Origin of the sequence: Amycolatopsis sp. NPDC051061, from assembly GCF_040682935.1 — a bacterium.
GTDB lineage: Bacteria > Actinomycetota > Actinomycetes > Mycobacteriales > Pseudonocardiaceae > Amycolatopsis.
Map to the genome: position 1 here is coordinate 1 of NZ_JBFBBZ010000104.1, position 11923 is coordinate 11923.

The window sequence follows — 11923 nt, forward strand, 5'->3', positions numbered from 1 at the left end:
GTATTAGTCCACACAACCGACCATGATCAACTGGTGGCCGCACCTGTCTTCAGGCAGCCCACCAGCGGCATCACGAAGTCCGGCTGGAGTACTAGGACCGCTCCATAGGCGACAGAGAGGAAGCTGATTCGGTGAAGAACCTCGGTGTGCGACCGGATCGGGTGCTAGCGCCGAGTTCGGCGTCGTCGGCTGGGCCGACTCGGAGCCTGGTTCTGGTGGCTCGGTCCGCGGCGGCCGGCGGCGACGATGGCGCGGAGGTCGTCTTCGGTGAAGCGCAGGTGTTTGCCGACGAAGGTGCAGGGGATGAGGCGCTGGCCGGCTTTGCGGCGGAGCCACGACTCGCCGATGGTCAATCGCTCAGCTGCAGCCGCCGGCGTGTATAGGAGCTGGCTCGCGTCAGCAGGCCCAGGTTTGTGGGATCCCTCGTGAACAACGTTCTCCGGGCAGCTCTGCGTCGTGGGGCCGAGCTGTCGTGCAAGTTCGTGGTCGGTCTGCATGGTTGCCTCGAAGTGAGCGACGATCAGTTGTCGCTAACTCCGTTTAACGGAACTGCAGGAGACACGAAATGACATGGTTCGCGCTGAACGAGTGCGCACCCCTGGGCCGGGAGCGATCACGAACCGTGTGTTCGCTCCCGTGCATGAGCTTCCCGCGCTAGCCCTGTGGGCTGATCGTCATGGTGTCCCCGGTTCTCGCCGCAGAGAACCGGGGACACTGCAGTGCTACCGCTCGGCACGGGTCGTCTTGCCGGTCTCGTGGCCAGTGATGGTTACCGGTCCGGCGGTCAGGTCGGCGTTCAGTAGCCAGAGCATGCCGCTGATGATCGTGATGACGACCACGATGCCCACGACGGCCCGGACCGTGTTCGGAGTAGACGTGATGATCCTGTCCAGTAACTCCACGATGTTCGATGGTGCGGTGTTAGCGCGCTTCGGGAAGGTGAGTGGTTCGCTTTGCCGCACGCTTGCCACAACGGCGTTCGGATCCCGCTGGGTCACGAGCGCTCCTCGAAGAACCGGACTGCCTGCTCACGGATGCGCTTGAGTCGTTTGGAGACGGGGCTGTGGTTTTGGTAGCCGAGGATGTCGGCTACGTCGCCGAGTTTCGTGTGACCGCTGTTGAGCAGCACGACGATCTGTTTGCCGGTCGGGTCGAGCAGGGTGAGGAAGTCGGCGGTCACCATGTTGCCGATGATCTCGGTTTCCGGTCCTTGGACGGGGATGGTGTCGGGCAATTCGACGAAGCGGACCTTGACCTTCGATCGGGTGTGGTGGAGCTTGCGTTCGAAGTCGGCGCGAGCGTTCGACCAGCGGTCGGAGAAGTCGTCCTCGACGCGGTTGGTACGGACGGCCTCGATGATGCCCCGCAGCCGGCCGTCGGCATCGGCGGCGTCAACGGTCCATCCCACGGTCTCGGCTGCCTCGACTTCGCCGCGCCAAAGGTCCGATCCGATTCGAGGGTTCGCTGTGACGGCACCGTCCAGCACGCTGCCGTCCACGAGTCGGGGCGCTATCTCCTCGATGCCGTTGTCCACGGTTGGGAGTTCCCGCAGGAACTCCTGGATGATCTCGGTGACCGGTGGGATCCAGAAGTCGAGGTTGTGGGCGAGCAGTCGGATGGGGTCGTTGGTGGAGAAGGCGTTGATCGTCGAGCCGGAGTTGAGATGGCGCCACACGGTTGCGCCCCAAGCGCGTGCGAGGCGGGCCCCGAAGTCTGCGGGTAGGAGGGAGTCCACACGGGGGAAGTCTGCGATCGTGGGCCAGGTTCCTCGGTGCAGGAGTGGCAGGCCGTACCGCTTGAGGATCGCCTTGGGGATCAGGTGTACCAGCGGCAGGTACTCGTAGTAGCGGGAGCGGGTGCGCGGCACGAAGATCACGTTGTGGTCTCCGCGGTCCGCGACTGCGCGGATCTCCGGTGGAAGTTCGTCTTCGTCGAAGACGCACCGGCGGAACTGGGCGGCTTCCCAGAGCAGGTTCCATTGGGCGAGGGCGCCGACCATCTCCAGGTCGGTCTTCGAGCCCAAGAGGGGAAGGCTCACATACTCCGGGGGTAGCGGTTCACGTGCGCGGAGGATCGCGTTGTACATGAAGCCGGCTGACATGTTCCAGCACCGTAGGAAGTTCTCGGAACTTGCTTGCTCCGAGTTCTCATCCAGCAGGTGGTTGTGCTCGTCCCCGGTGGGCTCGTCGTGGCGCATGGTCACGTCTGCAGTGTCGGTGGTGCTCGTCATGTCTACCCCACGACACGACGCTCGCGTTTCGTTCCGGGTTGCTCAAAATTTTGCCTGTCGACTGGGCTGCGGTGCACCGGTCGTCGTCAGCCGCTGCCCGGCAGGCGTCTGGCTGCGAGATGACTCGAAGATCCACCTGTCCGGGGGACGCTGCTGGGGCACTTTTCGCGACCCCATTTCGCCGCCGTCCGGCCCGTGCCCCAGTTTTGCCCCAGCTACTAGCCGGTAGCTGAACTTCTCCTTGGCGAAACTCAAGATCCGGCACAACGAAAAAACCGCCCTACCTGGATCTTCGGATCCGGTGGGCGGTGTTTCGTCACGGTGGAGCTAAGGGGACTCGAACCCCTGACCCCCTCACTGCCAGTGAGGTGCGCTACCAGCTGCGCCATAGCCCCGGAGCGAAGGTGAACTCCGCATCTCGTGTGGCCATACGTTACACGAGCCCCGCACCACCCTCGCGAAGGGGGTGTCACAGCAACGGCCAACCCCCTGACCTGCGACTTCACACCTTATTTTTAGTCGTGTATTGACTCCCAGTGTGTCCGCCGTTACATTTTCGGCGGTTGTGACGTCGAGGTCCCCGCCCGTTACGCCGCGTCTACCCCTAGACCGGGCACGCCTCTGCCGTTTCCTGCTCTACGTACGCCGTGAAAGCGGCAGAGGAGGTTTCGATGAAGACGAGACGGCGGGTGATGGTGCTGCTCTCTGCGGCATCCGCCCTGGTCGCGGGCATGCTGACCACCGGTCAGGCGCAAGCGGCGGTCACCCCGGACGGCTGGTACACCGTGGCCTCCGTCAACAGCGGGAAGTGCGTTGATGCCCGGGCCGCCGGGACCGCCAACGGCACCGTCGTGCAGCAGTACTCCTGCAACCAGACCGCCTCGCAGGAGTGGCAGTTCCAGCCGACCAGCGACGGCTACTTCCGGGTGAACACCCGCGGCAACCCCGCCGCCGCCTGGGATGTCAGCGGCGTCTCCACTGCCGATGGGGGCCTCGTCCAGCTCTGGAGCTACTCGAACGGCGCCAACCAGCAGTGGCAGGCCGTCGACGAGGGCAGCGGACGCTACCACTTCGTCAGCCGCAACAGCGGGAAGTGCCTCGACGTCCCGGGTGCCTCCGCCGCCGACTCCGTCCAGCTCCAGCAGTACGCCTGCAACGGCACCACCGCCCAGTCGTTCATCCTGAACCCCGTGAACACGACGCAGCCCGGGCAGCCGGACCTCGGCCCGAACGTGGTGGTCTTCGACCCCTCGATGTCGAGCGCGACGATCCAGAGCCGGCTCAACAGCATTTTCAGCCAGCAGGAGCGCAACCAGTTCGGCGGCCAGCGCTACGCCGTGATGTTCAAGCCCGGCACCTACTCCAACGACGTCAACGTCGGTTTCTACACGCAGGTCCTCGGCCTCGGCCTGAGCCCTGACGCCGTGACGATCAACGGCGCCGTGCACGTCGAGGCCGACTGGTTCCCGCCGCAGAACGCGACGCAGAACTTCTGGCGAGGCGCCGAGAACCTGTCGGTGAACCCGACCGGTGGCACCGATCGGTGGGCCGTGTCACAGGCCGCGCCGTACCGCCGCATGCACGTCCGCGGCAACCTGCAGCTCGACGACGGCGGCTGGGCCAGCGGTGGCTGGATCTCCGACACGAAGGTCGACGGCCAGGTCCGCTCCGGCTCGCAGCAGCAGTGGATCTCGCGCAACTCGCAGTTCGGCAGCTGGTCCGGCTCGAACTGGAACATGGTCTTCGCGGGCGTCCAGGGCGCTCCATCGAACACCTTCCCGGCCCCGCCGTACACCACCGTCAACCAGACGCCGGTCGTGCGCGATAAGCCGTTCCTCTACATCGACAACGCCGGCAACTACCAGGTCTTCGTCCCCGGCGTGAAGACCAACGCGTCCGGCACGAGCTGGGCGAACGGCACCGCGCCCGGCAGCTCGATCCCGATCGACCAGTTCTACATCGCCAAGCCCGGCGCCACCGCCGCGGACATGAACGCCGCGCTCGCCGCGGGCAAGAACCTGCTGGTCACGCCGGGTGTCTACCACCTCAACCAGGCACTGCACGTCACCCGGCCGGACACCGTCGTGCTCGGCCTCGGCATCGCCACCATGGTGCCGGACGGCGGCGTCACCGCGATGAACGTCGACGACGTCGACGGCGTCAAGGTCGCCGGCCTGCTGATCGACGCCGGCACGACCAACTCGAACACCCTCATGCAGGTCGGCCAGGCCGGCTCGACCGCCGACCACGCGGCGAACCCGACGTCGCTGCACGACGTGTTCTTCCGGATCGGCGGCCCGGCCGTCGGCAAGGCGACGAACAGCCTGGTCGTCAACAGCAGCAACGTGATCGGCGACCACATGTGGATCTGGCGCGCCGACCACGCCGACAACGGCAACAACGTCGGCTGGGGCACCAACACCGCCGACACCGGGCTCACCGTCAACGGCAACAACGTGACGATGTACGGCCTGTTCGTCGAGCACTACCAGAAGACGCAGGTCGTCTGGAACGGCAACGGCGGCCGGACTTACTTCTTCCAGAACGAGATGCCCTACGACGTGCCGAACCAGGCGGGCTGGATGAACGGGTCGACGAAGGGCTACTCCGCCTACAAGGTCGGCGCGAACGTCACCAGCCACGAGGCGTGGGGGCTGGGCAGCTACTGCTACTTCAGCACCAACCCCTCGGTCGCCAGCGCCCACGCTTTCGAGGCGCCGAACACCCCGGGCGTGAAGTTCCACGACATGGTGACCGTGTCGCTCAACTATCAGGGCACGATCACGCACGTCATCAACACCACGGGTGACACGACCCCGACCGGCACCAAGCCGGTCAACCTGGTCAGCTACCCCTGAGCAACCGGCGTGCGCCGTGGTGGCGGCCGCGGCGCACGCCGGTCCTATGTGTACGGACACAGTGGACGATGTGGCCCGAACGGGTGGTGCATCGCGCCGGCCTGGCGTTTTGTCGCGATAATGGGTCTCCCGACACCCGAGGAGCGACTCATGACCTCCTTCGCAGCGTTCTCCATCGTCGAGCCCCGCAAGGCGTGGCCGATCGTCGCCGTCCGCGGTGTGGTCGCCGTGCTCTTCGGGCTCTTCGCGCTGATCTGGCCGGCCGCCACGGTGCTCGTCCTGGCGATCTTGTACGGCGTGTACGCGATCGTCGACGGCGTCGGCGGCCTGATGCAGGCCTTCCGTCCGGGCGACGCCGGACACCGCGCCGCCTACGGCGTCCTCGGCGCGCTCGGCATCATCGCCGGGATCCTGGTCCTGGTCTGGCCCGGGATCACGGTGCTGCTCCTGGCCCTGCTGGTCGGCCTGTGGGCGATCGTCACCGGCGTCGCGGAGATCGCCGCCGCGATCCGGCTGCGCAAGCAGATCAACGGCGAGGCGTTCCTCGTCGCCGCCGGCGCGCTCTCCGTGATCGCCGGTGTCCTCATCGTGATCAACCCGATCGCCGGCGCGTTCGGCATCGCGCTGCTCGTCGGCATCTACGCGCTGCTCTACGGGATCATGCTGCTGGTGCTGGCCTTCCGGCTGCGCAAACTCGGGGACACCGCCCCGGCCGCCTGAGTAGCGTGCGGGGGTGTCGACCCGCGAACTGGTGGTGCTGGGCACCGCGAGCCAGGTGCCCACGCGCCACCGCAACCAGAACGGCTACTTGCTGAGATGGGACGGCGAGGGCATCCTCTTCGACCCCGGCGAAGGCACCCAACGCCAGATGCTGCGCGCCGGCGTCGCGGCCACGGACGTCACGCGCCTCTGCATCACCCACTTCCACGGCGACCACAGCCTCGGCCTGCCCGGGGTGATCCAGCGGCTCTCGCTCGACAAGGTGCAGCACCCGGTCCACGCCCACTTCCCGGCGTCCGGCGCGCACTACTTCGAGCGCATGCGGCACGCGACGTCGTTCTACGAGCAGGCCGACCTGCGAGAACACCCGATCGCCGGGGACGGCCCCATCGCCACCGGGAAGTTCACCCTCGAGGCCCGGCGGCTGAGCCACCCCGTCGAGGCGTTCGGCTACCGCCTGGTCGAGCCGGACGGCCGCACCATGCTCCCCGGAAAGCTGAAGGAACACGGCATCGAAGGCCCGGACGTCGGCAAGCTCCGGCGGGAAGGCCGGCTCGGGACCACCAGCCTCGAAGACGTCAGCACCCCCAGGCCCGGCCAGCGGTTCGCGTTCGTCATGGACACCCGCCTCTGCGACGCGGTGTACGCGCTCAGCGAAAAAGCCGACGTGCTCGTGATCGAGTCGACCTTCCTCGCCGAGGACACCCACCTGGCCCGTGACTTCGGGCACCTGACCGCGCGGCAGGCGGCTCGCGTCGCCGCCGAGTCCGGCGTCCGGCAGCTCGTACTGACCCACTTCTCCCAGCGCTACCCCGACCCCGTGCGCTTCCTGGACGAAGCGAAAGCCGAGTTCGACGGCGAGATCGTGGTGGCCGAGGACCTGGAGCGGGTCCAGGTCCCGAAACGCCGGTCCTCCCCGGCGGACCACCGGGCGCCGTAGGCTGCATCTCGTGAGCCAGCCGATCCTGATGACCGTCGACGACGATCCCGCCGTGTCCCGCTCGGTCGCCCGTGACCTGCGCAGGCGCTACGGCAAGGACTACCGCATCATCCGCGCCGACTCCGGCGCGGACGCCCTCGACGCGCTGCGCGAGATCAAGCTGCGCGGTGACGCCGTCGCGGCGATCCTCGCCGACTACCGGATGCCGCAGATGGACGGGATCGCCTTCCTCGAGAAGGCGATGGACCTGTTCCCGCACGCCCGCCGCGCCCTGCTGACCGCCTACGCCGACACCGACGCCGCGATCCAGGCGATCAACGTCGTCGACGTCGACCACTACCTGCTCAAGCCGTGGGACCCGCCGGAGGAGAAGCTTTACCCGGTGATCGACGCGCTGGTCGAGACCTGGAAGGCGGCCGGCGACAAGCCGGTCGAAGAGGTCAAGCTCCTCGGCCACCGGTACTCGTCGCCGTCGTTCCACATGCGCGATTTCCTCGCGCGCAACGCCGTGCCCTACCGCTGGTACTCCGTCGAGGAGGACGAAGGCAAGCGCCTGCTCAAGGCCGCCGACGCCACCGAGGCGGACATCCCGGTGGTCGTCACCCCCGACGGCACCGTGCTCAAGCAGCCGACCGGCGGCGAGATCGCCGACGCGGTCGGTTTGTCGACCCGCCCGGCGCAGGAGTTCTACGACCTCGTCGTGATCGGCGGTGGCCCGGCCGGGCTCGGCGCCGCGGTGTACGGCGCGTCCGAGGGCCTGCGCACGGTCCTCGTCGAGAAGAAGGCCACCGGCGGCCAGGCCGGTACCAGTTCGCGCATCGAGAACTACCTCGGCTTCCCCGACGGCGTCTCCGGCGCACAGCTGACCGACCGGGCGCGGCGCCAGGCGCAGAAGTTCGGCGCCGAGGTGCTGACCGCTCGTGACGTCGTCGGCCTCGAAGCCCGCGGCTCGTCGCGGGTCGTCACCTTCGGCGACGGCAGCGAGATCGCCGCGCACTCGGTGATCCTCGCCAGCGGCGTCACCTACCGGGCCCTGCAGGCCGAGGGCATCGAGGAGCTGAGCGGCCGCGGCGTCTACTACGGCTCGGCCGCGACCGAGGCGCCCGAGTGCAAGGGCGAGCACGTCTACATCGTCGGCGGCGCCAACTCCGCCGGCCAGGCGGCGGTGTTCTTCTCCCGGCACGCCAGCGACGTCACGATCCTGGTGCGCGGCGAGTCCCTCGAGGCGTCGATGTCGCACTACCTGATCGAGCAGATCGCCGGCATCGAGAACATCCACGTCCGCACGCACACCACGGTCAAGCAGGCCCACGGCGACGAGCACCTCGAGCGGCTCACGCTGTGCGAGAACGGCGTCACCGAAACGGTCGAGAGCGGGCACCTGTTCATCTTCATCGGTGCCGCCCCGCGCACCGACTGGCTCGGCGAGGGCGTCCACCGCGACGAGTACGGCTTCGTGCGCACGGGCCCGGACCTCACGGCGAACGGGCAGCGCCCGGCCGGCTGGTCGCTCGACCGTGATCCGCACTACCTCGAATCGTCCGTCCCCGGCGTGTTCGTGGCCGGTGACGTGCGGTCGCAGTCGGTCAAGCGGGTGGCGTCCGCGGTCGGCGAGGGCGCGATGGCCGTGACGCTGGTACACCGGTACCTGGAGGAACAATGAGCGCACTGCCGCGGGAAGAGCTTCGCGGGCTCTTCCTTTTCGAACACCTTTCCGAAGACCAGCTCGACTGGGTGGCCGCCAACGCCGTGCTCGAGGAGTACGAAGGCGACTCGACCATCATCAGCGAGGGCGGCGAGGCGACCTGCTTCTACGTCCTGCTCGGGGGCGCGATCCGGATGACGCGCCTGGTCAGCGGCACCGAGGTGGAGACCAACCGGTCCGACCAGCGCGGCGCCTACTTCGGCGCGACGCAGTTCTTCGTGCATCAAGACGACGACCACCGCTACGGCGCTTCGGTGCGCGCGCTCTCCGACGTCACGCTGCTCTCGCTGCCGTCGAAGGAGTTCTCCGTCGAGTTCCGCCGGTGGTTCCCGATGGCGACGCACCTCCTGGAAGGCATGTACCTGGGGTGGCGCAACAGCGACACCGTGATCGGCTCGCGCCGCCGGCTGCTGGCGCTGGGCGAGCTGTCGGCCGGCCTCACGCACGAGCTGAACAACCCGGCCGCGGCCGCCGTCCGGGCGACGTCCGCCCTGCGCGAACGCGTCGCCGGGATGCGGCACAAGCTCGCCTTCCTCGCGAAGAAGGACATCGAGCCGGAGCTGCTCTACCAGCTCATCGACGTCCAGGAACGCCTGGTCAAGCAGGTCGCGCAGGCCGAGAAGCTGTCCGCGATGCAGCAGGCCGACCGTGAGGACGAGATCACCGACTGGTTCGAAGACCGCGGCATCGACCAGGGCTGGGACCTCGCCGACATCTACGTCCGCGCCGGCCTGACCACGGCCGACCTGGACAACGTCCTCGAGCAGGTCGGCGACACCTTCATCGACGGCGCCGTCCGCTGGCTCGCCTACGCGCTCGAGACCGAGATGCTGATGGGCGAGATCGAGGACTCCACCACGCGGATCTCCGCGCTGGTGGGCAAGGCCAAGCAGTACTCGCAGATGGACCGGGCGCCGCACCAGTGGGTCGACGTCCACGACGGCCTCGACTCCACGCTCGTCATGCTCGCCGGCAAGATCGGCGACGGCGTCCGCGTCGTCAAGGAGTACGACCGGAGCCTGCCGAAGATCCCGGCGTACCCGGCCGAGCTGAACCAGGTCTGGACGAACGTCATCGACAACGCCCTCGGCGCGATGAAGGGCGAGGGCACGCTGACGTTGCGCACGTGGGGCCAGAACGACCAGGTCCGCGTCGAGGTCGGCGACACCGGCCCGGGCATCCCGGCGGACATCAGGCAGCGGATCTTCGAGCCGTTCTTCACGACGAAACCGGTCGGCGAGGGCACCGGGCTCGGCCTGGACATCTCGTGGAAGATCGTCGTCGAACGCCACCAGGGCGACCTGCGCGTCGAGTCGGAGCCGGGGAACACCCGGTTCGAAATCTGCCTGCCGACGGTCGAGCAGGCCTCGCTCTGATGGCTTCCGTCCCGACGGTCACGACCGAGCTCGGGGCGCTGGTGGGGCTGGCGGGCGACGGCGTCCGCCGGTGGCGCGGGATCCCGTACGCCCGGCCGCCGGTCGGCGAGCTGCGGTGGAAGGCGCCGCGGCCGCCGTCGCTGTCCGGTGGCGTGCACGTCGCGACGGAGTACGGGCCGCACGCGATGCAGTCGCCGGATCCGATGAACCCGGCCGCCGTCTGCGACGAGGACTGCCTGTACCTCAACGTCTGCACGCCGGAAGGGCCCGTTCCCGAGCGCGGCTGGCCGGTGCTGTTCTGGCTGCACGGCGGCGGGTACCGCGTCGGCCACGGCGAGCAGCTGGGCGACGGCGAGGAGTTCGCGCGCGCCGGGATCGTCGTCGTCACCATCAACTACCGCCTCGGTTCGCTGGGCTTCCTGCACCTCGCCGGGATCTTCGGGGAGTCCGAAGCGGACGCCGGGGTGTGCGGGTTCCTCGACCAGGTGGAGGCCCTGAAGTGGGTGCGCCGCAACGTTTCCGCGTTCGGCGGTGATCCCGCTCGGATCACCGTCTACGGCGTCTCGGCGGGCGCGAAGAGCGTCGGGAACCTGATGGGCAGCCCGCTGGGCACGGGGTTGTTCGCCCAGGCGATCAGCAGCAGCGGCGGCGCGGACCACGTCGCGACGCCGGACGCCGGGACCGCGCTGGCCCGGCGGCTCCTGGACGAGGTCGGCTGCCACGACGTCGAGGCGTTGCGGGCGTTGCCGGCCAAGGAGTTCGTCGAGGCGCAGGAACGGATCCTCACCGGCTTCCAGGCGCTGTGGCTGTGGCGGCCGACGCTGCACCCCCGCGTGCTGCCGGAGATTCCGATCGAGCCGATCCGGCGGGGGAGCGCGGCCGGCGTCTCACTGCTCGTGGGCTGCAACAGCAACGAGGGCAGCACGTACGCGCTGATGCTCGGCGACGACGTCGCGACCGCTCCGGCGAGCTCGGTCTTGAACGGCATTCTCGGTGACGAAGGCGCTTCGCAGCTTCTCGAGACGTACCTTCGCCGCGTCCCCGACCTGAAGGCCGCGAAGATCGCCGCGATGGGCGACGAGCGCTACGGCATCCCGACGCAGCGCCTCGCCGACGCGCAGTCCGCCTACGCGGCCGTCTACCGCTACCGCATCGACATCGCGGCACCCGGTGTGCCCGAGCAGCTCGACGGCGGCCACGGCACCGAGACGACGATGGCGTGGAAGACTCCGCTGCCGCTCGCCCCGCAGGGCTCCGCCGTCAACCCGGCGCGCGAGCGCGCGGCGCTGCTCATCCACCGGTGCTGGGTGCGGTTCGTCCGGGACGGCGTCGCGGACGCCGACGGTCCCGAATGGCCGCCGTACGGCCCCGAATTGCGGCCGGTGCTCGTTTTCCGGGAAGACACGGATCTGGTGCTCGACCCACGCTCCGACGAGCGGAAAGCCTGGGGCGACACGGAATGGGCGCCCGGGACCTGGTTCCAGCCGTCCTGACCCCGTCAGTTCATCTTTCCTTCACTTCGAACTGGCTCGTTCGCGCGTCAAACGAGTCGAAGGCCGTAGAGGATTTGGCCGTCGAGGGGAGTGACAGTGAAACGCCAGGTGTCCATCGGGTTGGCCGTGGTGCTGCTGCTGGCCGTCGTCGCCGTGATCGTCTGGGGCCGCGGCGACGACTCCGCGCAGGGCGGCGACCTCACCGCCGTGCGCGGCGTGATCGGGGTCGGAGAAGCAGGCGTTCTTCACCGACCAGCGCGTCGTCGACGCCTTCGCCCGCCACGGCCTGAAGGTCGAGGTCGACACGGCCGGGTCGCGGCAGATCGCGACGACGGTCGACCTCGGGAAGTACGGGTTCGCGCACCGGGTGGCCGAGCGGTTCTACGCTTCCGACGTCGACCGGCAGGCCGATCACACGCGGTATCTGCGAGACCGGGACGTGTGAGTTTCGGTCTATACCCTTGTGAGTGATGACGTTCGAACACGCGTTCTAGTAGCTTGAATTCGTAACTGTTCAGGCCATTTCCGGGACTTGAGCGTGACTGTGGGATGATCTTGTTGTGGGAGAAGGTGTCCGTCCTTCGTATGATGAGCTGGCCGC

The 11923-nt window shown here is 68.1% G+C and carries 9 protein-coding genes, 1 tRNA gene and 1 pseudogene; 7 read left to right on the forward strand and 4 right to left on the reverse strand.

Going from position 1 to position 11923, the window contains the following annotated elements:
• Positions 1-164: 164 nt before the first annotated feature.
• From AB0N03_RS51525 to AB0N03_RS51540, 4 genes are all read right to left on the reverse strand, one after another.
• Entirely contained in the window at positions 165-497 is a 333-nt protein-coding gene (locus AB0N03_RS51525) for a helix-turn-helix domain-containing protein (protein ID WP_364388799.1), read from the reverse strand.
• 225 nt (positions 498-722) lie between these two features.
• Entirely contained in the window at positions 723-998 is a 276-nt protein-coding gene (locus AB0N03_RS51530) for a hypothetical protein (RefSeq protein ID WP_364388802.1), read from the reverse strand.
• Positions 995-2230 (reverse strand): sigma-70 family RNA polymerase sigma factor, encoded by a 1236-nt coding sequence (locus AB0N03_RS51535; protein WP_364388804.1) that lies wholly within the window; start codon positions 2228-2230, stop codon positions 995-997. The genes AB0N03_RS51530 and AB0N03_RS51535 overlap by 4 nt, the downstream gene beginning before the upstream one ends.
• 322 nt (positions 2231-2552) lie before the next feature.
• Positions 2553-2625 (reverse strand) — tRNA-Ala (locus AB0N03_RS51540).
• A 276-nt stretch (positions 2626-2901) separates the two neighbouring features.
• Between AB0N03_RS51540 and AB0N03_RS51545 the strand changes: the two genes are divergently transcribed.
• From AB0N03_RS51545 to AB0N03_RS51575, 7 genes and pseudogenes are all read left to right on the forward strand, one after another.
• Positions 2902-5088, forward strand: coding sequence for an RICIN domain-containing protein (locus AB0N03_RS51545; RefSeq protein ID WP_364388806.1), 2187 nt, complete (start codon positions 2902-2904; stop codon positions 5086-5088).
• Positions 5089-5238: 150 nt separating this feature from the next.
• On the forward strand, positions 5239-5808 hold the full coding sequence (locus AB0N03_RS51550; protein WP_364388809.1) for an HdeD family acid-resistance protein: 570 nt from the start codon (positions 5239-5241) through the stop codon (positions 5806-5808).
• Positions 5809-5821: 13 nt separating this feature from the next.
• Positions 5822-6748: a ribonuclease Z gene (locus tag AB0N03_RS51555; RefSeq protein WP_364388811.1), complete on the forward strand. Its 927-nt coding sequence runs from the start codon at positions 5822-5824 to the stop codon at positions 6746-6748.
• Positions 6749-6758: 10 nt separating this feature from the next.
• A complete protein-coding gene (locus AB0N03_RS51560; protein ID WP_364388813.1) occupies positions 6759-8411 on the forward strand; it encodes an FAD-dependent oxidoreductase in 1653 nt (550 codons plus the stop codon).
• Positions 8408-9829: an ATP-binding protein gene (locus AB0N03_RS51565; RefSeq protein ID WP_364388815.1), complete on the forward strand. Its 1422-nt coding sequence runs from the start codon at positions 8408-8410 to the stop codon at positions 9827-9829. Before AB0N03_RS51560 ends, AB0N03_RS51565 begins: the two co-directional genes overlap by 4 nt.
• A complete protein-coding gene (locus tag AB0N03_RS51570) occupies positions 9829-11322 on the forward strand; it encodes a carboxylesterase family protein (protein ID WP_364388817.1) in 1494 nt (497 codons plus the stop codon). Before AB0N03_RS51565 ends, AB0N03_RS51570 begins: the two co-directional genes overlap by 1 nt.
• Before the next feature lie 96 nt (positions 11323-11418).
• Positions 11419-11683, forward strand: a pseudogene (locus tag AB0N03_RS51575) (hypothetical protein); the annotation flags it as partial.
• Between the last annotated feature and the right edge of the window lie 240 nt (positions 11684-11923).